At 72.9% G+C, this 22,282-nt stretch carries 21 protein-coding genes; 16 read left to right on the top strand and 5 right to left on the bottom strand.

The features are described 5' to 3' along the window. Positions 1 to 7: 7 nt before the first annotated feature. Positions 8 to 1,153: an MBL fold metallo-hydrolase gene (locus ABZ497_RS10920; protein ID WP_329490137.1), complete on the bottom strand. Its 1,146-nt coding sequence runs from the start codon at positions 1,151 to 1,153 to the stop codon at positions 8 to 10. Between the two features lie 341 nt (positions 1,154 to 1,494). Between ABZ497_RS10920 and fabG the strand changes: the two genes are divergently transcribed. Together fabG and fabI are read left to right on the top strand one after the other, a co-directional pair. Beyond that, positions 1,495 to 2,214 carry a 3-oxoacyl-[acyl-carrier-protein] reductase gene (fabG, locus tag ABZ497_RS10915; protein WP_329490138.1) on the top strand — a complete coding sequence of 240 codons (720 nt, stop codon included), beginning with the start codon at positions 1,495 to 1,497 and terminating at the stop codon, positions 2,212 to 2,214. A gap of 2 nt (positions 2,215 to 2,216) precedes the next feature. Then, positions 2,217 to 2,984, top strand: coding sequence for an enoyl-ACP reductase FabI (gene fabI / locus ABZ497_RS10910; protein WP_329490139.1), 768 nt, complete (start codon positions 2,217 to 2,219; stop codon positions 2,982 to 2,984). 97 nt (positions 2,985 to 3,081) lie between these two features. Here the strand turns inward: fabI and ABZ497_RS10905 are convergent, their stop codons facing one another. After that, positions 3,082 to 3,756, bottom strand: a complete 675-nt coding sequence (locus tag ABZ497_RS10905; RefSeq protein WP_329490140.1) for a FadR/GntR family transcriptional regulator — start codon at positions 3,754 to 3,756, stop codon at positions 3,082 to 3,084. Positions 3,757 to 3,885: 129 nt separating this feature from the next. On the opposite strand from ABZ497_RS10905, the gene ABZ497_RS10900 reads away from it, so the two are divergent. The 3 genes from ABZ497_RS10900 to ABZ497_RS10890 all read left to right on the top strand — a co-directional run bounded on the left by ABZ497_RS10900 (position 3,886) and on the right by ABZ497_RS10890 (position 6,075). After that, positions 3,886 to 5,187 carry an MFS transporter gene (locus ABZ497_RS10900; RefSeq protein ID WP_329490141.1) on the top strand — a complete coding sequence of 434 codons (1,302 nt, stop codon included), beginning with the start codon at positions 3,886 to 3,888 and terminating at the stop codon, positions 5,185 to 5,187. A 46-nt stretch (positions 5,188 to 5,233) separates the two neighbouring features. Continuing rightward, on the top strand, positions 5,234 to 5,356 hold the full coding sequence (locus ABZ497_RS10895) for an SGM_5486 family transporter-associated protein (RefSeq protein WP_329490142.1): 123 nt from the start codon (positions 5,234 to 5,236) through the stop codon (positions 5,354 to 5,356). A gap of 191 nt (positions 5,357 to 5,547) precedes the next feature. Next, positions 5,548 to 6,075 (top strand): histidine phosphatase family protein, encoded by a 528-nt coding sequence (locus ABZ497_RS10890; RefSeq protein ID WP_352297539.1) that lies wholly within the window; start codon positions 5,548 to 5,550, stop codon positions 6,073 to 6,075. Between the two features lie 94 nt (positions 6,076 to 6,169). Here the strand turns inward: ABZ497_RS10890 and serB are convergent, their stop codons facing one another. After that, the gene (gene serB / locus ABZ497_RS10885; RefSeq protein ID WP_329490144.1) at positions 6,170 to 7,426 is read right to left on the bottom strand and encodes a phosphoserine phosphatase SerB; all 1,257 of its coding nucleotides are present in this window, start codon (positions 7,424 to 7,426) and stop codon (positions 6,170 to 6,172) included. 301 nt (positions 7,427 to 7,727) lie between these two features. Here serB and ABZ497_RS10880 point away from each other — a divergent pair, with 301 nt between their 5' ends. The 3 genes from ABZ497_RS10880 to ABZ497_RS10870 all read left to right on the top strand — a co-directional run bounded on the left by ABZ497_RS10880 (position 7,728) and on the right by ABZ497_RS10870 (position 12,392). Next, positions 7,728 to 10,307, top strand: a complete 2,580-nt coding sequence (locus ABZ497_RS10880) for an FHA domain-containing protein (RefSeq protein WP_359804347.1) — start codon at positions 7,728 to 7,730, stop codon at positions 10,305 to 10,307. A 338-nt stretch (positions 10,308 to 10,645) separates the two neighbouring features. Next, complete coding sequence (locus tag ABZ497_RS10875) at positions 10,646 to 11,743, top strand: GAF domain-containing sensor histidine kinase (RefSeq protein WP_352297545.1); 1,098 nt, start codon at positions 10,646 to 10,648, stop codon at positions 11,741 to 11,743. Beyond that, positions 11,736 to 12,392 (top strand): response regulator transcription factor, encoded by a 657-nt coding sequence (locus ABZ497_RS10870; protein ID WP_329490146.1) that lies wholly within the window; start codon positions 11,736 to 11,738, stop codon positions 12,390 to 12,392. The genes ABZ497_RS10875 and ABZ497_RS10870 overlap by 8 nt, the downstream gene beginning before the upstream one ends. A gap of 30 nt (positions 12,393 to 12,422) precedes the next feature. Here the strand turns inward: ABZ497_RS10870 and ABZ497_RS10865 are convergent, their stop codons facing one another. Then, positions 12,423 to 13,220, bottom strand: coding sequence for a hypothetical protein (locus ABZ497_RS10865; protein WP_329490147.1), 798 nt, complete (start codon positions 13,218 to 13,220; stop codon positions 12,423 to 12,425). A gap of 147 nt (positions 13,221 to 13,367) precedes the next feature. On the opposite strand from ABZ497_RS10865, the gene ABZ497_RS10860 reads away from it, so the two are divergent. The 7 genes from ABZ497_RS10860 to ABZ497_RS10830 all read left to right on the top strand — a co-directional run bounded on the left by ABZ497_RS10860 (position 13,368) and on the right by ABZ497_RS10830 (position 19,587). Beyond that, positions 13,368 to 14,159, top strand: coding sequence for an ABC transporter ATP-binding protein (locus ABZ497_RS10860; RefSeq protein ID WP_329490148.1), 792 nt, complete (start codon positions 13,368 to 13,370; stop codon positions 14,157 to 14,159). A gap of 166 nt (positions 14,160 to 14,325) precedes the next feature. Continuing rightward, positions 14,326 to 14,748, top strand: coding sequence for an NfeD family protein (locus tag ABZ497_RS10855; RefSeq protein WP_359804346.1), 423 nt, complete (start codon positions 14,326 to 14,328; stop codon positions 14,746 to 14,748). A 10-nt stretch (positions 14,749 to 14,758) separates the two neighbouring features. Next, on the top strand, positions 14,759 to 15,805 hold the full coding sequence (locus ABZ497_RS10850; protein ID WP_329490150.1) for an SPFH domain-containing protein: 1,047 nt from the start codon (positions 14,759 to 14,761) through the stop codon (positions 15,803 to 15,805). Between the two features lie 261 nt (positions 15,806 to 16,066). After that, entirely contained in the window at positions 16,067 to 16,825 is a 759-nt protein-coding gene (locus tag ABZ497_RS10845) for a sulfite exporter TauE/SafE family protein (RefSeq protein WP_359804345.1), read from the top strand. Positions 16,826 to 16,913: 88 nt separating this feature from the next. After that, positions 16,914 to 17,090: a DUF1272 domain-containing protein gene (locus ABZ497_RS10840; RefSeq protein WP_359804448.1), complete on the top strand. Its 177-nt coding sequence runs from the start codon at positions 16,914 to 16,916 to the stop codon at positions 17,088 to 17,090. 38 nt (positions 17,091 to 17,128) lie between these two features. Continuing rightward, positions 17,129 to 17,431: a 4a-hydroxytetrahydrobiopterin dehydratase gene (locus ABZ497_RS10835; RefSeq protein ID WP_359804344.1), complete on the top strand. Its 303-nt coding sequence runs from the start codon at positions 17,129 to 17,131 to the stop codon at positions 17,429 to 17,431. 161 nt (positions 17,432 to 17,592) lie between these two features. Beyond that, complete coding sequence (locus ABZ497_RS10830) at positions 17,593 to 19,587, top strand: PQQ-binding-like beta-propeller repeat protein (RefSeq protein ID WP_359804343.1); 1,995 nt, start codon at positions 17,593 to 17,595, stop codon at positions 19,585 to 19,587. A 109-nt stretch (positions 19,588 to 19,696) separates the two neighbouring features. Here ABZ497_RS10830 and ABZ497_RS10825 read toward each other — a convergent pair whose 3' ends face one another. Continuing rightward, on the bottom strand, positions 19,697 to 20,221 hold the full coding sequence (locus ABZ497_RS10825; protein ID WP_359804342.1) for an HNH endonuclease: 525 nt from the start codon (positions 20,219 to 20,221) through the stop codon (positions 19,697 to 19,699). 339 nt (positions 20,222 to 20,560) lie between these two features. Here ABZ497_RS10825 and tyrS point away from each other — a divergent pair, with 339 nt between their 5' ends. After that, entirely contained in the window at positions 20,561 to 21,829 is a 1,269-nt protein-coding gene (gene tyrS / locus ABZ497_RS10820) for a tyrosine--tRNA ligase (protein WP_329492299.1), read from the top strand. Positions 21,830 to 22,282: the final 453 nt, after the last annotated feature.

Raw genomic sequence — 22,282 nt, 5'->3', positions numbered from 1 at the left:
GATCCGGTCAGCCGACCGTCTCCCACCAGCCGTCCAGCTCCGGCGGGTTGTCGACGTCCACCCGCTCGCCGGGGCGCGGCACCGCGAGCGGGACGGCCTGCGCCTTGGCCTCGACCAGCAGCCGCTCGATCGGCTCGGCCCAGGGGTGCAGGCCCAGGTTGAAGGTGCACCAGTGGACGGGCACCAGCAGGCCGGCGTTCAGCTCGCGGTGCGCGAGGACGGCGTCCTCCGGCGTCATGTGGATGTCCGCCCAGGCCGTGTCGTAGGCGCCGATCTGCATCAGGGCGGCGTCGAACGGGCCGTGCTGCTCGCCGATCCGCGCGTAGCCCTCGAAGTAGCCGGAGTCCCCGGTGTAGAAGACCTTGCGGGTCGGCCCGGCGATCACCCAGGAGCCCCAGAGCGTGGTGTTGCGGGTCAGACCGCGCCCTGAGAAGTGGTGGGCGGAGGTGAGCGTGACGGCGAGTTCGCCGAGCGTGCAGGTCTCGTCCCAGTCCAGCTCGATGATCCGGTGCTCCGGGACGCCCCAGCGGCGCAGGTGGCCGCCGATGCCGAGCGGCACCGCGAAGGGCGCGGACTGGCTGCGGACCAGCCGCTTGACCGTCGCCATGTCCAGGTGGTCGTAGTGGTCGTGCGAGATGAGCACCGCGTCGACCTGCGGCAGCTCCTCCAGCTCGACCGGCACCGGGTGCAGCCGCTTGGGGCCGACGTGCGCCGTGGGGGAGCAGCGCTCGCTCCAGACCGGGTCGAGCAGCACCCGGGTGCCCTCGATCTCGACCAGCGCGGAGGCGTGCCCGTACCAGGTGATCTCCACGCCCTCGGCGGCCTCGCGCGGTCCGCCGGCCGGGCGGACGGTGGGCACCGGGTGGGCCGGGACCCGGCCCTCGCGCTGGAACAGCATCCGGCGCACGGTGTCCCGGTCGATGTCCGGCGCGGACTTGGCCCGGGCCAGGGTGGACGGTGCGTTGTGGAAGACGCCGTCCCGGTACTGCGGGGAGTTGCGCACCCGGGCCTCCCGGGCGGCGTCCGGCCGCCGTCCGAAGGCCGCCGGCAGGTCGCGCAGCGACCAGGCGGCCGCTCCCGCGCCGGCCGCCAGGGCGGCCAGGGCCAGCAGTCGTCCCCGCCGGTGGGTGGTACCGGACTGTGCGTCGCTCATCCGTGCTCTGCCTTCGCTCGTCGCCGTGGCCGCCGGGCCCCGCGCGCCGGGACCCGTCCGGGAACTTCGGTACGGCCGGCCCCGGTCGTCCCGCACCACGGGGGCAACGGGTGCGCCCCGTCGCGTTGTTCCCGGAAAACCGCCGCAGTGGACGCCACAAGGGTAGGCCGGGGCGGTCGGGGACCGGGGACGGGCGGGCCCCGGTACGGATTGTCGGATTGCGACAGTTCCTTCGGTGAGGCGCTGTGGGAGCCCGATTCGTCGCCGCCCGGGGCCGACCGATAGCGTCACACTGCGTGCTCATACCGACGTACGCGCACACTACGGAGAGAGGTGGATCGTTGAGCCGCTCGGTTCTCGTCACCGGAGGAAACCGGGGCATCGGCCTCGCGATCGCCCTGGCCTTCGCCGAGGCGGGCGACAAGGTCGCCATCACCAGCCGCTCGGGTGAGGTTCCCGCGGAGCTGGCCAAGTACGACGTGCTCGCGGTGCGCTGCGACATCACCGACAACGCGCAGGTCGACGCGGCGTTCACGGAGATCGAGGCCAAGCACGGCGGGGTCGAGGTGCTGGTCGCCAACGCGGGCATCACCCACGACACCCTGCTGCTGCGGATGTCCGAAGAGGACTTCACCTCCGTCGTGGACACCAACCTGACCGGGGCGTTCCGGGTGGTCAAGCGCGCCTCCAAGCTGATGATGCGCGCGCGCAAGGGCCGGGTCGTGCTGATCTCCTCGGTGGTCGGTCTCACCGGCTCCCCGGGCCAGGCCAACTACGCCGCCTCCAAGGCCGGCCTGGTCGGCTTCGCGCGCTCGCTGGCGCGTGAGCTCGGCCCGCGCAACATCACCGTCAACGTGGTCGCCCCCGGCTTCGTCGACACCGACATGACCGCAGTGCTCAGCGACGAGCGCCGCGCGGAGATCGTCTCGGGCGTGCCGCTGGGCCGCTACGCGGCGCCCGCCGAGGTCGCCAACACCGTGCGGTTCCTCGGTTCGGACGAGGCCGCGTACATCACCGGAGCCGTCATTCCCGTAGACGGCGGATTGGGCATGGGTCACTGAGCATGAGTGGAATCCTTGAGGGCAAGCGGATCCTGATCACCGGAGTGCTGATGGAGTCCTCCATCGCCTTCCACACCGCGAAGCTCGCGCAGGAGCAGGGCGCGGAGATCATCCTCACCGCCTTCCCCCGGCCCAGCCTCACCGAGCGGATCGCCAAGAAGCTGCCGAACCCGGTCAAGGTGCTGGAGCTGGACGTCTCCAGCGAGGAGCAGCTGGCCGGCATCGCCGACCAGGTCCGCGAGCACCTGCCGACCCTGGACGGCATCGTCCACTCGATCGGCTTCGCCCCGCAGGACGCCCTGGGCGGCAACTTCCTGAACACGCCGTGGGAGTCCGTGGCGACCGCCATGCACGTCTCGGCGTTCTCGCTGAAGTCGCTCACCACGGCGCTGCTGCCGCTGATGCAGGACGGCGGCTCGGTCGTCGGTCTGACCTTCGACGCGCAGTTCGCCTGGCCGAAGTACGACTGGATGGGCCCGGCCAAGGCCGCGCTGGAGGCCACCTCCCGCTACATGGCCCGTGAGCTCGGCGACCGCAACATCCGGGTCAACCTGGTCTCGGCCGGCCCGATCGGCTCGATGGCCGCCAAGTCCATCCCGGGCTTCGCGGACCTCGCCGCCACCTGGGACACCCGCTCCCCGCTGAAGTGGGACCTCTCCGACCCGGAGCCGGCCGGCCGCGGCGTCGTCGCCCTGCTCTCGGACTGGTTCCCGAAGACCACCGGCGAGATCGTCCACGTGGACGGCGGCCTGCACGCCATCGGCGCCTGACCGCTGCCCGCACCACCGCGGCCCGGCACCCCTCCTGGGGGTGCCGGGCCGCGGTGCTGTGCGGGGCCCCGCGCGCCGGTGCGCACGGCATCGGGCGTCAGGCGTCGGGCGGGGTGCAGGCGCCGATGGCACGGCCGGCCTCGACCGAGGCGCGCTGCGGGTCGCCGGCCCGGATCGCGTCGAGGATCTTGTCGTGCCCGAGGTAGCGCTCGGCGATCAGCTCCGGGCCGACGTCGTGGCGCAGGTGGGCGCGGGTGACCTCGCCGAGGTCGGCGTAGACGGCGGCGAGGACGTCGTTGTGGGCGGCGGCGACCACGGCCTGGTGGAAGGCGGCGTCGGCCTGGATGAAGTCCTCGGCGTCGCCGGAGCGCCAGGCGTCCTCGCGGCGGGCCAGCGTGGCGTCCAGCAGGGCGAGGTCGCGCGCGGTGCGGCGGGTGGCGGCCAGGCCGGCCGCGGAGGTCTCCAGGGTCACCCGCAGCTCGGCGACCTGCGACTGGTCGGCGTCGGCGAAGCGGCGGTGCATGACGCCGGCCAGTTCGCTGGTGGCCAGGACGTAGGTGCCCGAACCCTGGCGGATGTCCAGCAGCCCGTTGTGGGCGAGGGCGCGGACCGCCTCGCGGACGGTGTTGCGGGCCACGCCGAGCTCCTCGACCAGCGCGGCCTCGGTCGGGATGCGTGAGCCGACGGGCCACTCGCCCGAGGTGATCTGGGCGCGCAGTTGCGCGATCACCTGGTCGGACAGCGGGGTGCGCCTCGGAGAGGACAGCGCCACGGGGACTCCTTGCGGCTTCGGGTCGGCGGTGGGGGCGTCGGCCGGCGGGTGGGTCGGCTTGGGGCGGGTCGGGACATCATGCCAAGTCGAGGATGCGCTAATTCATCCCATCATTCTATGATGGCTCCCATGCCTTCCGCAGCAGACACCACCACCACCCCACGGACCGGGGCCGGACCGCAGACCGAGCGGCCCGCCACCGGCGCATCCGCCTCCGCCCGCCGGGGCACGTACCTCGGCTGGCTGTTCGCCGTCGCGATCGCCGCCGCCGCCTTCAACCTCCGGCCCGTGGTCACCAGCCTCGGGCCGCTGCTCGACCAGGTCCGCACCGACCTCGGGATGAACCCGACGTTGGCCGGCCTGCTGACCGCCGTCCCCTCGCTCTGTTTCGCGCTGTTCGGCTTCGCCGCGCCCGGCATGGCCCGGCGGTTCGGGCCGATCGCGGTGGTCGCGGCCGGCATGGGAGCGATCACGGCCGGCGTGCTGGCCCGCTCGTTCGCCGGCGGCACGGCGGTGTTCCTGCTGCTCACCGCCCTCGCGCTGGCCGGGGTGGCGGTCTCCAACGTGCTGATCCCGGTGGTGATCAAGCGCTACTTCCCGGAGAAGGTCGGCCCGATGATCGGCCTGTACTCCATGTCGCTGTCGGCCGGCACCGCGCTCGCCGCCGCCGTCACCGTGCCGCTGACCAGCGCGCTCGGCGGGGACTGGCGGGTCGGCCTGGGCGTCTGGGCGGCCCTCGGCGCGGTCGCGCTGCTGCTCTGGCTGCCGGTCGCGGTGACCAGGCGCGAGCGCGGCGGGAAGACCGGCGGGGCGGTCGCCAAGCTGCCGATCACCCGTAGCCGGACCGCCTGGGCGATGGCCTGCTTCTTCGGCCTCCAGGCCACCGGCGCCTACGTGGTGATGGGCTGGCTGCCGAAGATCTTCCAGGACGCCGGGGTCTCCGAGGGCACCTCCGGGGTGCTGCTGGCCCTGACCATGGTGATCGGCGTCCCGGTCTCCTTCGTGCTGCCCAACCTCGCCGCGCGCCGCGGCGACCAGCGGCTCTTCGTCGTGGTGCTGGCCTCCTGCGGCATCGCCGGGTACGCCGGGCTGGCGCTGGCGCCGGCCGGCGTGCCGTGGGTCTGGGCGACCCTGGTCGGCCTCTCCAACTGCGCCTTCCCGCTGGTGCTCACCATGATCGGCCTGCGGGCCCGGACGGCCGGCGGGGTGGCCCAGCTCTCCGCGTTCGCCCAGGGCGTCGGCTACCTCATCTCCATCCCCGGCCCGATCCTGATCGGCCGGCTGTACCAGGCCACCGGTGAGTGGTACCTGCCGCTGGGCTTCCTCGCCGTGCTGCTGGTGCCCCAGATGCTGTTCGGCCTGCGGGCCGCGCGGGCCCGGCACATCGAGGACGAGGCGGTCCTCCCGGCCGCCGCCGGCGCCGCGGCGTAGCGGGGCCGCTGACGGGCGGGCACGACCGGGGTGGGAGAATCCGGTCATGCCCGTACTCGACCCGAACCCCACCGACGGCCACAAGAAGCTCGGCCAGATCGCCGCACTGATCGTCGGCATCGTGGTGCTGCTGGCGATCGTCGCCACGGTGGCCCAGAACCTCGGCTGATCCGCCGCGCGGCCCCGCCGGGGCCGATCCGGCCGGTCAGCGACGCTCGGCCGGTCCGCGCCCGCGGACCGGCCGCGGTACCGCACGCCGACCGCCGGTGAACGGCGCACGATGACACCCGGCACCCCGGAGAGTGGCGGCAACCGGCGGCATCGCGCCCCCGGGCCGCTTTTCTGCCAAGCTTGCTGGGTATGAGCGCCGACACGCCCCGCAGGATCATCGTTCTCCGCCATGCCAAGGCCGACTGGCCCAACGGCGTCGACGACCACGAGCGGCCGCTGGCCGACCGGGGCCGCCACCAGGCCCCGGAAGCCGGCCGCTGGCTCGCCGACTCCGGCATCAACCCCGACTACGTGCTCTGCTCCACGGCCCTGCGCACCCGTGAGACCTGGAAGCTCGCCGCACACGAACTGCCGAAGCGCGCCCGCAGGACGGTGTACGAGGACCGGATCTACGAGGCCAGCCCCGGGGAGATCATCGCCGTCCTCCAGGAGACCCCCGAGGACCACCCCGACGTGGTGCTGGTGGGCCACAACCCGGGCGTGCTCGGGCTGACCCAGGTGCTGGCCGGTGACGAGGGCGACCGGGAGGCGCTGGAGCGGCTGCGGCTCGGCGGCTTCCCGACCGCGGCCGTCGCGGTGCTCAGCTTCGACGGCTCCTGGAAGGGCGTCGAGCCGGGCGTGGCCGCGCTGGTCTCGTACTTCACGCCGCAGGACTGAGCCGAACGGCCCCCGCGCCGCCCGGTCCGGGCGCGGTGGCCGAAGAGGGGCACGAGGACCGGTCCTCGTGCCCCTCGGGTGCGTCCGGCCGCGGCTACTCGGTCGGCGTGCCGTCCAGTGCGTCGGCCGCCTCGACCTCTTCGCGGGTGATGCCCAGCAGGTACAGCACGGTGTCCAGGAAGGGCACGTTCACCGCGGTGTCGGCGGCCTCCCGGACCACCGGCTTGGCGTTGAACGCCACGCCCAGCCCGGCCGCGTTCAGCATGTCCAGGTCGTTGGCGCCGTCGCCGATCGCGACGGTCTGCTCCAGCGGCACCTTCGCCTGCTCGGCGAAGCGGGCCAGCCAGCGGGCCTTGCCGGCCCGGTCCACGATCTCGCCGACCACCCGGCCGGTGAACCTGCCGTCCACCACCTCCAGGGTGTTGGCCGCCGCGAAGTCCAGGCCCAGCTGCTCCACCAGGTGGTCGGTGACCTGGGTGAAGCCGCCGGAGACCACCGCGACCTGGAAGCCCAGCCGCTGCAGCGTGCGGATCAGGGTCCGCGCGCCCGGGGTGAACCTGACCTCGGCGCGGACCTTCTCGGTCACCCCGGCGTCCAGGCCGGCCAGCAGCGCGACCCGGGCGTGCAGCGACTCGGCGAAGTCCAGCTCGCCGCGCATCGCCGCGGCCGTCACCGCGGCGACCTCCGCCTCGCAGCCCGCGTGGGCGGCGAAGAGCTCGATCACCTCGTCCTGGATCAGCGTGGAGTCGACGTCCATCACCACCAGGCGCTTGGCCCGGCGTTCCAGGCCCGCCGCGACCACCGCGATGTCCACCCGCTGCTGGGCCGCCTCCTGGGCCAGCGCGGCGCGCAGCGTGTCCGTGGCGACACCGGAGACGGCCAGCTCGACCGCGGTCACCGGGTACTTGGCCAGCCGGAAGACGCGGTCGATGTTGCCGCCCGAGTCGGTGATCCGGGAGGTGAGCGCCGACACCGCGGTGGCGGTCAGCGGGTGGCCGAGCACGGTGACGTGCGAACGGCCCTCGCGGCGCGGCCGGTTGTCGCCGATGCCGGAGATGATCTCGGCCTGGAGCTTCTGCTCCTCGGCCCAGCGGTGCACGGTGGAACGCAGCTCGCCCTCGGCACCGGGCGCGGTCGGCGGGGTGACCAGGGCGCACAGCGTTATCCGGCCGCGGGTGACGACCTGCTCGATGTCGATGACGTCGACGCCGAACCCGGACAGGGTGGCGAAGAGACCGGCGGTGATGCCGGGGCGGTCCTTGCCGAACACCTTGACGAGCAGGGTGCGCTCGTCCTCGGTCCGGGGCTGCGGGGCGGGGAACGGCTCGGCGGCCAAGGGCGATGCGTTCATGGTGGCTCCCACGCTACCCGCCGGCCGGCGGCGCCACGGCACCCGTCCGCGTCGTGGACGGGGGTGTGGACGGGGTGTGGGCGGTGTGCGCACCACCCGGGTGACCGGACGGTGGCGCGCGGGCGACGCCCCGGGGACGGTGGCGGGGGCGTCCGCGAATCGTTGCCGCCTGGTCACAGTCACCGGGGGTGACTTTCACCAACGGGCGGCGGGCTGGAATGATTCCCCCCGTCGGATTCAGGACATCGCACCCCCGACCGGGGGCAAAATCGGGGGACCGAGAGAGCGGGGCAGGCGAGCAGTGCCGCAACTCGTCATTGATATCAACGGACAGCAGCGGACTCTGGAGCCGGGGCGGTCGTACACCATCGGGCGCAACCCGCAGTCGGACTTCCCGTTCGACGACGCCAGGGTCTCCTGGCAGCACGCCACCATCTCGTTCAACGGGGCCGGTTGGCAGCTCGACGACCACGGGAGCACCAACGGCACGTACACCGCCGGCGCCCGGACCCAGCAGGCCCCGCTCTTCCCCGGCGCGGTGGTCAACCTCGGCAACGCCGAGAACGGCCCCCGGCTGAGCTTCTCCGCGCCCGCCCAGGCCGCCGCGCCCGCCCCCGCCTGGCACGAGGCCGCCACCAGCCGCAGCCACGTCCCGCCCGCCCAGCAGCAGGCGCCCGTCCAGCAGCCGTGGGCCCAGCAGCAGCCGCCGGCGCAGCAGCAGGCCTACCAGCCGCCGGTCCAGCAGCAGTGGGGCGGCGGGCAGCCGCCGGCCTTCCCGCAGCAGCAGGGCTTCCCCCCGCAGGCGCCCCAGCACGGCGGCTTCCCGCAGCAGCAGGCGCCGCAGCACGAGGCCGGCGGCCCGCAGCCGACGATGATCCGCAACCTGACGGCGGGGATGAACACCGTCCGGATCGGTCGCGCGCTCGACAACGACATCGTCGTCTCCGACCTCCAGGTGTCCCGTCACCACGCCGAGCTGCGCCAGCTGCCGGACGGCCGGTACGAGATCGTCGACCTGGGCAGCCACAACGGCATCTTCCTCAACGGCCGGCCCGTCCAGCGCCAGCTGATGGGGCCGCAGGACCGCCTGACGGTCGGCCACTCCAGCTTCGTCCTGGTCGGCGACCAGCTGCAGGAGTTCGTCGACACCGGCGCGGTCTCCTTCTCCGCCCGCCACCTGACCGTCGAGGTCGACTTCAAGGGCGGCAAGAAGGTCCTGCTCAACGACGTCAGCTTCGGCGTCCCGGAGAAGTCGCTGGTCGCCGTCATCGGCCCGTCCGGCTCCGGCAAGTCGACCCTGCTGCGCGCCCTCACCGGCTACCGCCCGGCCGACCGCGGCGACGTCCTCTACGACGGCCGCAACCTCTACAAGCAGTTCGCCGAACTGCGCTCGCGGATCGGCCTGGTGCCGCAGTCGGAGATCCTGCACAAGGAGCTGACCGTCCGCACCGGCCTCAAGTACGCGGCCCGGCTCCGGTTCCCCGGTGACACCGAGGCGCGCGAGCGCGAGGCGCGGATCGACGAGGTGCTCTACGAGCTGCGCCTGGACAAGCGCGCCGACAACCGGATCACCGCGCTCTCCGGCGGCCAGCAGAAGCGCGTCTCGGTCGCCCTTGAGCTGCTCACCAAGCCCTCGCTGATCTTCCTGGACGAGCCCACCTCCGGCCTCGACCCGGGCATGGACCGCGAGGTCATGCAGATGCTGCGCGGCCTCGCCGACGACGGCCGCACCATCCTGGTCGTCACCCACTCGGTGGCCGAACTCGCCCTCTGCGACCGGCTCCTGGTGATGGCTCCGGGCGGCTCGGTGGCCTACTTCGGGCCGCCGGACGAGGCGCTGCACTTCTTCGGGTACGAGACCTGGGCCGACGTCTTCCAGGCCTTCGAGAACTACCCGGACCACGACTGGGCCGGCCGCTACCGGGGGTCGGTGCACTACCAGCAGTACTCCGCCGACGTGGACGCCGGGGCCGTGCAGTCCGCCCAGATCGTCCAGGAGGCCGTCCGCCCGCCGAAGCCGCAGAGCTGGGGCTCGCAGCTGTGGACGCTGATCCGCCGCTACGCCTCGGTGCTCGCCTCCGACCGCGGGTTCCTGGCGCTGTCGATCCTGCTCCCGGCGGTGCTCGGCGCGGTCAGCGTGCTGATCCCGAACGATCCCGGGCTGGCGCCGAACCCGAAGTCGCAGCTCGGGATCAACAGCGGCGCCGCGACGATCATGCTGATCCTGGCGATCGGCGCCTGCTTCTCCGGAGCCGCCAACTCGGTCCGGGAGCTGATCAAGGAACGGGCGATCTACGAACGGGAACGGGCCACCGGCCTCTCCCGGTCGGCGTACATGATGTCCAAGATCATCGTGCTGGGCTTCTTCAGCGTGGTCCAGGGCGCGATCATCTCGGCCGTCGGCTACCTGCCGCGCAAGCTGCCCGAGCACGGTCTGATCATCAAGGACCTGCCGATCATCGAGATGAGCATCGGCCTGATCCTGCTGAGCTTCGCCTCGATGATGTTCGGCCTGATGATCTCCGCCCTGGTGAAGACCGCCGAGAAGACCATGCCGCTGCTGGTCATGTTCGCGATCATCCAGGTCGTCTTCACCGGCTGCCTCTTCCAGATCTTCAGCAAGCCGGGCCTGGAGCAGTTCGCCTGGCTGATGCCGGCCCGCTGGGGCGTCGGCATGGTCGCCACCACGCTCGACCTGTCCAAGCTGCTCGGGCCCTGGAACAAGGACTTCAAGAACCCCGAGTACGACGCGATCTGGGGCCACAACGTCGGCCAGCTGGTGCTGGACGGCGGCATCCTGATCGTGATGTCGATCGTCATCGGCGTCATCGTGACGCGCCTCCAGCGCCGCCACGAGCCCGAGGTCATGCAGAAGGGCTGACCCGCCCGCACCGCACCGCTCACCCAGGGGCGGCCCCACCCGGCGACGGGCGGGGCCGCCCCCCGGCGTACCGGCACCCGTCCGCTTACCGGCCACCTCGCCGCAGGGTCTCGGGCCTAGGTCCGTGGACCTGCTCCCCGCGCGCCCGTGGACCGACGCGGAGGCCGCCCCGGCGGCGGTAGTTTGGCCGTATGCCCACCGCGCCCAGTGACCGCCGGCCGCCGGCCGGCCTGCTGCCCGTCGACCGGATCCCGGTCGGCCCGCCGGCCGCCGGCCCGCTGCCCGCCTGCGAGCCCTGCCTGGCCGGGATCGAGGCCATCAGCCAGGCCCTGCTCGCGATGAGCCGCCACCTGGAGGTCCGCGAGGTGCTGCGGCGGATCACCGCCTCCGCCCGCGGCCTGCTCGGCGCCGAGTACGCCGCCCTCGGCGTGCCCGACGACCACGGCGGCTTCGCCCAGTTCGTCGTCGACGGCGTCACCGACGAGCAGTGGCGGGCCATCGGCCCGCTGCCCCGCCAGCACGGCGTGCTCGCCGAGATGCTGCACGAGACCGGCCCCATCCGGCTCGCCGACGTCCGCGAGGCCCCCGCCTTCGGCGGCTGGCCCGCCGCCCACCCCGAGATGGACGCCTTCCTCGGGATGCCCGTCCTCGACACCGACGCCGCCGAGGACGAGCCGCACGTGATGGGCGTGATCTTCCTCGCCAACAAGCGCGGTGGCGGCGGCTTCACCGACCACGACGAGGAACTGCTGCGGATCCTCGCCGCGCACGCCGCCCTCGCCCTCTCCAACGCCCGACTCTACGAGCGCAGCCGCGAGCTGACCCTGGCCGGCGAGCGCGCCCGGATCGCCCACGACCTGCACGACGCCGTCTCGCAGAAGCTCTTCTCGCTGCGCCTCACCGCCAAGGCCGCCGCCAAGCTCGTCGACCGCGACCCGGCCCGGGCCCGCGCCGAACTCGCCGAGGTCGCCAAACTCGCCGCCGAGGCCGCCGACGAGCTGCGCGCCGTCGTGGTCGAGCTGCGCCCCGCCGCCCTGGAGGAGGACGGCCTCAGCGCCACCCTCGCCTCGCAGGTACAGGTCCTCGACCGCGCCCACAGCGCCGACGTCGCCTTCGCCGCCGAAGGCGTCCGCGCCCTGCCGCCGGCCCAGGAGGCGGCCCTGCTGCGGATCGCGCAGGAGGCCCTGCACAACGCGCTGCGCCACTCCGACGCCCGCAGCGTCACCGTCACCCTGACCGGCACGCCCGCGCGCGGCGCCGTCCTGCGGGTGCGCGACGACGGCCGGGGCTTCGACCCCGAGTCGGTCCGCCGGGCCGGCCGCCACCTCGGCCTGGCCTCGATGCGCGACCGCGCCGCCGCCGTCGGCGGCACGCTCACCCTGGACTCGGCCCCCGGGAAGGGGACGGTCGTCGAGATGGAGGTCCCCGGTGCCTGACACCACGCCAGCGATCCGCGTCCTGCTGGTCGACGACCACCAGGTGGTCCGCCGCGGTCTGCGCACCTTCCTGGAGGTCCAGGACGACATCGAGGTGGTCGGCGAGGCCGCCGACGGCGCCGAAGGCGTCGACCGGGCCCGGGAGCTCGACCCCGACGTCGTCCTGATGGACCTCAAGATGCCCGGTGTCGACGGCATCGAGGCGCTGCGCACGCTCAAGGGCGAGGGCAGCCGGGCCCGGATCCTGATCGTCACCAGCTTCACCGAGCACCGCACCATGGTCCCCGCGCTGCGGGCCGGCGCCGCCGGGTACGTGTACAAGGACGTCGACCCGGAGGCGCTGGCCGGGGCGATCCGCTCGGTCCACGCCGGCCACGTGCTGCTCCAGCCCGAGCTCGCGGAGGCGCTGCTCGCCGACGACGGCCCCCGCCAGCCGCAGGGCCGCGGCGCCACCCTCACCGAGCGCGAGCGCGAGGTGCTCGGCCACATCGCCGACGGGCGCTCCAACCGGGAGATCGCGCGGAGCCTGCACCTGTCGGAGAAGACGGTGAAGACGCACGTCTCCAACATCCTGATGAAGCTGGACCTCGCCGACCGCACCCAGGCGGCGCTCTGGGCCGTCCGGCACGGCGAGGCCCGTGAGGCGTAGCGGCCGGCGCGGCCGGGACGGGGGCGGAAATCAGCCCTTCTCGTCGACCAGCGCGTTGTACGCCGCCACCTGGGCCCGCCGGGCGGTCCGCCGCAGGGGGTCCAGCACCGCCTGGCGGGAGGCCATCTCCGAGGCGCTGACCGCCGCGCCGTGCCCACCCGAGGCGATCGCCAGCAGCGCCGTCACCTGCCGGGCCGACTCCAGCACCCGGACGGCACGCGGCGGGTACCCCGGGGCGAGCAGCTCGACGTGCCCCCGCCGCCGGTACGCCTCCAGCGCCCGCAGCGCCTCCGGTCCGGCCCCGGCCACGTCCAGCCGGGCCAGCATCGCCGTCGCCTCCCGCAGCCCGTCCGCCAGCTCGCGCTCCGCCTCGTGCAGCGACGGCACGTCGGCCGGGGGCGCGTCGTTCACCTCCGAGCAGCGCCAGAGCACCATCGCCGAGCGGTCCCCGACCGGCCCGAACACCTCGATCTCCGGCACCAGCCCGAGCGGCGCTCCGACCGCCAGCACGGCCTCGCCCGCGCCCAGCGCCCGGGCGTTGAAGGGCGCCGGACCGGTCAGCCCGAGCGGGTGGCCGGCGGACGGCAGGGCCAGCCGAAGCCCCCGCACCCCCAGCACCCTCAGCCGCCCCAGTGCCCAGGTGAGCCCGTGCCGCTCGCCCGGCTCGTCGCCCGGCAGTCCGGTCACCCGGTGGCTCTCGTCACTGCCCAGCACCGCCGAGGCGGCGTCGTCGGGCGGTACCAGACCGGCCAACAGGGCGTTGCCCCAAGCGGCCAGCCGCCCCGAACGGGGCTCTTCGTACGGATTGTCGGCAGGAGTCGCGAGCATCCGGCCAGCCTACGGAATCGGCGGTCATCCGCGTGGCGTAGGTTTGCCCATGCGCGTGCGGCGCACCCACTCCGTGCCCACCGGCCGCCGGAGTAGGCTGCCCGCCCGCACCGACGGCCGAATTTCTGTTTTGGGGAAGGCATAGGCATGAGCGACGTGCTGGAGCTGGTGGACGTATCCGTGGTCCGGGAGGAGCGCGCGCTGGTCGACCAGGTCTCGTGGTCCATCTCCGAGGGCGAGCGCTGGGTCATCCTCGGCCCCAACGGCGCCGGGAAGACGACCCTGCTGCAGATCGCCTCCACGTACCTCTTCCCGACCACCGGCAAGGTGTCCGTCCTCGGCGAGAAGCTCGGCGAGGTCGACGTCTTCGAGCTGCGCTCCCGGATCGGCCTGGCCGGCGCCGCCATGTTCGACAAGCTGCCCGCCGGCCAGAGCGTGCTGCAGACCGTGCTCACCGCCGCCTACGGCATGACGGTCAGCTGGCAGGAGAAGTACGAGCAGGCGGACGAGTCCCGCGCGCTCGCCCTGCTGGACCGCCTCGGCATGGCCGGGCTGACCGAGCGCAAGTTCGGCACCCTCTCCGAGGGCGAGAAGAAGCGCACCCTGATCGCCCGCGCCCTGATGACCGACCCCGAGCTGCTGCTGCTGGACGAGCCCGCCGCCGGACTGGACCTCGGCGGCCGCGAGGACCTGGTGCGCCGCCTCGGCGCGCTCGCCCAGGACGAGTTCGCCCCGGCCATGGCCATGGTCACCCACCACGTGGAGGAGATCGCGCCGGGCTTCACCCACGTGCTGATGATCCGCCAGGGCAAGGTGCTCACCGCCGGTCCGATCGACACCGAGCTGACGGCGCGCAACCTCTCCAGGTGCTTCGGCCTGCCGCTGACCCTGGAGCGCCACGGCGACCGCTGGTCCGCGCAGGGCCTGCCGCTCGGCTGAGGCCCGCGCCGGGCCGTGCGCCGGCCTCCCGCGGGCCCCGGCCGGAGCCCGGGGAATCCGGCTGAACTCCACTGAACTGGAGCCGGTCGCACGTGCGACCGGTTTCCGCCCCTCCACCTGCGGGAACTGTCCGCCTCGAAGGCCCTTCGCTCCCTAGGATGGACACGTGGACAGCTGGATCTGGTGGCTCCTGGCCGCCGTCGGCCTCGGCATACCCCTGGTCGTCACCGCGATGCCGGAGTTCGCGATGTTCGCGGTCGGCGCGCTCGCCGCGGCCGGTGTCGCGGGGCTCGGCGCCGGGGCGGTGGTCCAGGTCCTGACCTTCGTCGTGGTCTCGGTCGCCCTGCTGGTCGTGGTTCGCCCGATCGCGTACCGGCAGCTCAGGAAGGGCCCGCAGATCAGGATGGGCATCGAGGCGCTTCCGGGCGCCACCGCGATCGTCGCGGAAAGAGTCGACGGGGAGGGCGGGCGGATCAAGCTCAAGGGCGAGATCTGGTCGGCCCGCGCGCTCAACCCCGGCAGCGTGTACGAGCCGGGGCAGCAGGTCGACGTCGTCGAAATCCAGGGCGCGACCGCCCTGGTCGTCTAGGGGAGAGTCCGTGGAACCCGTCCTTATCGTCCTGGTCGTCCTGGTCGTGGTGGCATTCATCGCGCTGATCAAGACGATTCAGGTCATCCCGCAGGCCAGCGCCGCGATCGTGGAGCGCTTCGGCCGCTACACCCGGACGCTCAACGCGGGACTGAACATCGTCGTCCCGTTCATCGACCGGGTCCGCAACCGCATCGACCTGCGCGAGCAGGTCGTGCCCTTCCCGCCGCAGCCGGTGATCACCCAGGACAACCTGGTGGTCAACATCGACACGGTGATCTACTACCAGGTCACCGACGCCCGGGCCGCCACCTACGAGGTCGCCAGCTACATCCAGGCGATCGAGCAGCTGACCGTCACCACGCTGCGCAACATCATCGGCTCGATGGACCTGGAGTCGACGCTGACCTCCCGCGAGGTGATCAACGCCGGTCTGCGCGGCGTCCTGGACGAGGCCACCGGCAAGTGGGGCATCCGCGTCAACCGCGTCGAGCTGAAGGCGATCGAGCCGCCGACCTCCATCCAGGACTCGATGGAGAAGCAGATGCGCGCCGACCGTGACAAGCGCGCCGCGATCCTCACCGCCGAGGGCGCCCGGCAGGCCCAGATCCTGCGGGCCGAGGGTGAGAAGCAGGCCGAGGTGCTCAAGGCCGAGGGTGAGGCGCAGGCCGCGGTGCTGCGCGCCGACGGTGAGGCCGCCGCGATCCGCACCGTCTTCGAGGCGATCCACGACGGCGACGCCGACCAGAAGCTGCTCGCCTACCAGTACCTGCAGACCCTGCCCGAGCTCGCCAAGGGCGACTCCAACAAGCTGTGGATCATTCCCAGCGAGGTCGGCGACGCGCTCAAGGGCCTCGGCGGCGCCTTCACCGGCCTGGCCGGCAACGGCGGCATCAACGGCGGTGCGGCCGCCGCCCCCAGCGCCCCGGCCCCGGCCGCGACCCAGGTCCCGCTCGACCCGGCGGCCGGTCCGCGCCCGCTGGACACCGACACCAAGGGCGCCGCCCGCCCCCGGGTGGACCCGGCCCGCGAGTACCGGAAGATCGACCCGGAGTGAGCTGAGCCCGTCCCACGCGGCGCCGAGGGCCCGTCACCCGTCTCGCACGGGTGGCGGGCCCTCGGCCTGCTCCGCCTCTGCCCGGCGTCCGCCGTGCGTCCGCCGTGCGTCCGCCCGGCGCCCGGCGTGCGTCCGTCGTGCGCCCGTCGGCTCCGGTGAACGGGCGTGTGGTGTACGTCCCGAATCGTGGGCGGACCCTGGTAGCGGCACCCCGCCGTCCGGCATGATCGCCTCGGACAGGTCCGAGACGAGAGGTGGCCCATGACGCTCTGGGAGGCGATCGCCGTCCTGGTGGCGGGTGTCGGCGCGGGGATGATCAATGTGATCGTCGGCTCCGGGACCCTGATCACCTTCCCGGTGCTGCTCGCCGTCGGCATCCCGCCGGTCACCGCCAACGTCTCCAACGCCTTCGGCCTGGTGCCCGGCTCGCTCAGCGGTGTGGTCGGCTACCGGCGGGAACTGGCCGACCAGGGCCGCCGGCTGGTCCGCCTCGGCATCGCCGCCCTTCTCGGCGGCCTGGTCGGCGCCGTGCTGCTGATCGAGCTGCCGAGCAGCGCCTTCGACACCATCGTGCCGGTGCTGATCCTGCTGGCCCTCGTCCTGGTGGTGATCCAGCCCCGGGTGGCCAAGGCGGTCGCCGCCCGGCGCCGGCCCGGCGGCGACCCCGACGGCGGCCTGGCGCTGCTCGCCGGCGTCTTCCTGACCGGCATCTACGGCGGCTACTTCGGTGCCGCGCAGGGAGTCCTGCTGCTGGCCCTGATGGGCATGCTGCTCCAGGAGGACCTGCAGCGGATCAACGGGGTGAAGAACGCGCTGGCGATGATCGTCAACGGCGTCGCCGCGGTGTTCTTCCTCTTCACCTCGACCATCAACTGGGCCGCCGCCGGGCTGATCGCCGTCGGCTCGCTCTGCGGTGGCCTGCTCGGTGCCAAGGTCGGGCGCAAGCTGCCGCCGCCGGCGCTGCGCGGGGTGATCGTGGTGGTCGGCCTGGTGGCCGTCACCAAGCTGCTCGTCAGCTGACGGTCCGCCGGTCGCCGCGGTGCCTCTCGACCTGTCCGAGCTGTCTGACTTGTTCGACGTGGTCCCGGAATTCGATGTGGAGGAAGCCATGGCCCTGGAGACGCGCGACACCTGCGAACGGTGCGCGGTGTCGCTGACGGCGGACGGCCCGGCGTCCCTATGCTCCTACGAGTGCACCTTCTGTCCGGACTGTGCCGAGGCCATGGCCGCCACCTGCCCCAACTGCGGCGGCGAACTGGTGCCCCGTCCGCGCCGGAGGGCCTGACCCTTCACCAGTCACCCCCGACACCCGGGAGCGGTTCGATGAGCAGCAGAGCGCGTCTGACGGAGGACGAGATCACGGCCGCCCTGGCCGACCTGCCGGAGTGGAGCCGGGACGGCGACAGCATCGTCCGCACCGCCGACGCGGCGGACTTCCCGGCGGCGATCCGGGTGGTCGTCGCGGTCGCGGAGCAGGCGGAGGCGCTGGACCACCACCCGGACATCGACATCCGCTGGCGGACGCTGCACTTCGCGCTCTCCACCCACAGCGCGGGTGGCCTCACCTCGCTGGACGTCACCCTGGCCGCCCGCATCGACGCCGCCCTGCGGGCCGAGTCCGCCTGACGCCTCCCGGGCCTGTCCCGCACCTGCCCGCACCCGTGCCGCACTGGCCTCGTGGTGTCTCAGGGGGCCTCCTTCCGGCCCCGTCGAGGCCGGAAGGAGGCGCTCCGGGCGGCGTGAGATGCTGACTGCCGCATCGCCGGCGGTCGGGAGGGACGGAACGGATGGCGCAGGATCCCCTCGGAGACGCCGCACAGCAGCCGTGGTACCCGCAGCAGGACTGGCAGACGGCGTACCCGGACCAGCAGCAGTGGCAGGGCGGCCACGGGTACGACGGCGGTACCGGCCACCCGGCCGACGGCCACCTGCCGCACGGCCACGGGCAGGGCGGCTACCCGCAGACCGCGTACCCGCAGGCGGTGTACCCGCAGACGGGCTACCCGCAGCCCGGCTACCCGGAGGCCGGCTATCCGCATACGGGCTATCCGCAGGCCGGATACGCGGAGTACCCCCAGACCGGGTACGGCCAGGGCGGGCAGCACCAGCCGTCCTACCCGTACGGCGACTACGGGCAGCAGCAGTACGCCCCGTACGCCGTCCCGCAGCAACCGACCGGTGAGGAGCTGTACGCCCCGCCGGGTGCCGCGTACTCCACCGACGGCTATGTGCGGCCCGAGCCCGAGTCTGAACCCGAGCCCGAGCCGGTCGGCGAGCCCGGGCCGGTTGACGAGCCCGAGCCCGCCCCGGCCGCCGTCGTCGCGTCGAAGCCCGCCGGTGGTGGCCCCCGGTCGACCGGGCGGCGGCGTGGCGCCGCGGTGGACGTGCGCGCGGACGCGGACGCGCGGGAGGCCGGGAAGCGGTCCGCCGGCTTCGGGTCCAAGGCCCGGGCCGCGGCCGATGCGGTGGTCTCCGCCGACCACGCCCCCGGCCGGCGGGCCCTGATGGTCCGGACCGGCGCCGGGGTGGCGGCGCTCGGCGTCCTGGTGGCGGCGGCCGTGATGGTCGGTGCGCAGGGCGGCGGCACGGCCGCCGCCGGGGGAGAACCGGGCTTCACCGTCGCCCACGCCAAGGCCTGGTCGGCCCAGCCCGCCGCCGCACTCCGGCCGGGCACCGACGACACGCTGGTCGGCAGCTGGCTGCTGGCCGACGCGGTGGTGCGGGCCGATGCCACCGGCGTCCACGCCTACGACCTGGCGGCCGGCAGGCCGACCTGGTCGGTTCAGCCCCCGGTGGCCGGGGCCGCTCCCTGCGGGCTCTCGGCGGGCGTCAACCAGGCCGGTCTGGGCGCCGTGCTGTTCCGGAGCCAGCCGGACCCGAAGAGCCCGTGCACCGTGGTGGCCGCCGTCGACAGCAGGACCGGTCGGACGGCGTGGAGCAAGCCGCTCTCCGATGCGAAGGGCGGCTACACCGCGCGGGTCGGCGTCACCGAGGACAAGGTGATCGCGGTCGGCGACGACCACGTGGTCGCCTGGGAGTCGGCCGACGGCACGGACGTCTGGCAGTACACCGGCCAGGGCAAGTTCTGCACCCTCTCCGGTGGAGTCACCGGCAAGACCGTCATGGTGGCGAGCTCCTGCGCCGACTCCACCCCCGTCGACCAGGCCGTCTCGCTGAACACCGCCGACGGCAAGGTGAGCTGGTGGCGCGGCCTCAACAACCAGCCGAAGACGGTCACGGTGCTCTCCGCCGAGCCCTCCGTGGTGCTGACCACGGGGGCCAGGCCGGAGGACGACAAGGTGTTCGCCTGGGGCCCGGCCGGCGACCCGGCCGCCGAGATACCGGTCGCCGCCGGCGAGGGCAGGCTGGACGCCGCCCACGGGACGTTTTCGGCCACCCCCGGTGTCTTCTTCCAGGACCGGACGATGGTCACCACGCTGGCCCCGGCGAACGGCGGCGGTGCGATCTCCGTCGTCGGGTACGACCTGGACAGCGGCAAGCAGCGCTGGAAGGCGGCCGCCGCCGAGAAGGGCGTCGCCCGGGCCGTCGGTGTGGACGGCGGCGCGCTGGTGCTCGCCGCCGACGAACGTCTCGAACAGCCCGCCCACCTCAGCCGCTTCGCACTCGCCGGCGGCCAGGAGACGGTCGGCGGCAACTTCCCGCAGGGCACCGGCTCGCTGCTGGTCTCCGGCCGCGTCCTGATCGGCGGTGGCCGGGTCGTCGCGGTGCCCGAGCACTCGGCCAACTTCGGGATAGCGGCCGGGTACCAGGCCAAGGGCTGAGCCCCGGCCGTCCGGGGCCCAGCCCTTCGCGGCCGGGGCTCAGCCCTTCGGGGCCGGGGCTCAGTCCTTCACGGCCGGGGCGGTCGGGGTGGCCGTGCGGCCGGGGCGGCTACGCGGCGGAGGCGGTCACCGGGGCAGGCAGCCAGTCCGTTAGGTCCCGGAGGTCCGAGCCGCGCAGGCCGAGCGCCATCATCAGGGTTGCCTGCGGGGTCGGGACGAACGGCTTGCGCAGCAGCTTCATCCCCGCCTGCTCCGGCGTCCGGTCGGCCTTGAGCTGGTTGTCCTCGGCACAGGCGGCCACCGTGTTCAGCCAGCTGTCGGCCCCGCCGCGGGAGCGGGGCTGCAAGTGGTCCACGGTGGTGGCCCGGCGCCCGCAGTAGGCGCACAGGTGCTGGTCCCGGACGAGGACACCGCGGCGGGACCACGGAGCCTGTTGTCGGAACGGCACCCGCACGTAGCGTTGCAGTCTGATCACCCGGGGCACCGGGACGGAGACGCCCGTACCGCGGATGCTCCGCAGCGGATGGGCCTGCTCGACCACGGCCTTGTCCTGGAGCACCAGGACCACGGCGCGCTGGAGCGACACCGTCGTCAGGGGCTCGTAGCTCGCGTTCAGAACCAGCGTGTTGCGCACCTCGGCACACCCTTTCCCCGGGCGTGCCACGGCGGCACGACCGTCTCCACACACGTCACTGCCGCCGCACGGCGGTGGGACCACTCTGAAGGGGCCCCGGGCCGACGAACAACGGAATTTCCGGTGGAGGTGAGGGGTGGGGCAGGGGAGGGGGAGCGTTCCGCCGGGAGTCCGTACGGCCCGCGGGAGCGCTGCGGGAAGCCGCCCGGTAGGACGCCTCGGCGAAAACCCGATGGCCGGGACCGCGTAGGCTCTACCACGCTGGAGCCGTTCCGTACCGGGGCCCGACCGAACCGGGTCCGTACCGGGCGGACGCCCGATCCAAGGAGAAGCGTGACCGTGACGGACATCGTCGACGAGCTGCGGTGGCGTGGGCTGATCGCCCTGTCCACCGACGAGGACGCACTGCGCAAGGCGTTCGCGGACGGCCCGGTCACGTTCTATTGCGGCTTCGACCCGACGGCCCCCAGCCTGCACCTCGGGAACCTGGTGCAGATCCTGACCATGCGCCGCATCCAGCAGGCGGGAAACCTCCCGCTGGGCCTGGTCGGCGGCGCCACCGGCCTGATCGGCGACCCCAAGCCGACCGCCGAGCGCGTCCTGAACGACCCCGAGACGGTGGCCGGCTGGGTCGACCGCCTGCGTGGCCAGATCTCGCGCTTCCTCGACTTCGAGGGCCCGTACGCGGCGCGCATGGTCAACAACCTGGACTGGACCTCCGGGATGTCGGCCATCGGCCTGCTGCGCGACGTGGGCAAGTACTTCCGCGTCAACAACATGATCGCCAAGGAGGCCGTCTCGCGGCGGCTCAACTCCGACGCGGGCATCAGCTACACCGAGTTCAGCTACCAGATCCTCCAGGGCATGGACTACCTGGAGCTGAACCGCCGCTACGGCTGCACGCTGCAGACCGGAGGCAGCGACCAGTGGGGCAACCTGACCGCCGGCACGGACCTCATCCGCAAGGCCGAGGCCAAGTCCGTGCATGCGCTGGCCACTCCGCTGATCGTCAAGGCGGACGGCACCAAGTTCGGGAAGACGGAGTCGGGCACGGTCTGGCTCGACCCCGAGCTCACCACCCCGTACGCCTTCTACCAGTTCTGGCTGAACGCGGACGACCGGGACGTCTCCACCTTCCTGCGGATCTTCAGCTTCCGCTCGAAGGAGGAGATCGAGGAGCTGGAGCGCGAGACCACTGAGCGCCCCGCCGCCCGTCTCGCCCAGCGCGCACTCGCCGAGGAACTGACCACCCTGGTGCACGGCGCCGAGCAGTACGACCGCGCGGTCGCCGCGTCCAAGGCGCTCTTCGGCCAGGGTGACCTCGCCGACCTGGAGGCGCCGACCCTGGCCGCCGCGCTGGCCGAGGTGCCGAGGGCCGAGGTGGCCGAACTCCAGCCGGTGGTCGACCTGTTGGTCGCCGTCGGCCTGGCGCCGAGCCGCTCGGCCGCCCGCCGGACGATCAAGGAGGGCGGCGCGTACCTCAACAACGTCAAGGTGACGGACGAGGAGGCGGTGCCGGCCGAGGCCGATCTGCTGCACGGCCGCTGGCTCGTCCTGCGGCGTGGCAAGCGCAACCTGGCCGCCATCGAGTTGGTTGCGGCCGGCTGAAAAAGCACCACCGCTGACCTGCGGTTTTGAGCACGGAGGGCCGGATCTGGACAGATCCGGCCCTCCGGTGTTTGACGTCCTCCTCCGACTGGCCTAGTGTTGGACGAGTCGCTGAAGCGGGCGGACACACGGCGGGCCGAGAGGCAGCCGGGGGTCGGCCGAGCGGCCATCGCAATCGGCAAGTCCAACTCTCACTCGTCGCCCATTAACTTGGGTCGCTCGGCGTTTTCGTCGAACGGTGGGAGCGGGGAATTTCGGGCCAGTCCCGGAATAAGCTAATGTGGAGGTCGCCGCAGAAAAGCGGACCTTCCCAGCAAGGGTCGGATGAATGAAACTCCGGAAAACGGAGCGGAAAACATCTGGTAAGCTGGAAACACGAAAGAACGAAGCGCCCGGAGGGCCCGCTGGAAGGCGGTCCGAAGGAAGTGTCCGTTCCTTGAGAACTCAACAGCG

The organism is Kitasatospora sp. NPDC005751, from assembly GCF_040630835.1.
GTDB lineage: Bacteria > Actinomycetota > Actinomycetes > Streptomycetales > Streptomycetaceae > Kitasatospora.
This window is presented reverse-complemented; position numbering and strand designations above follow the sequence as displayed.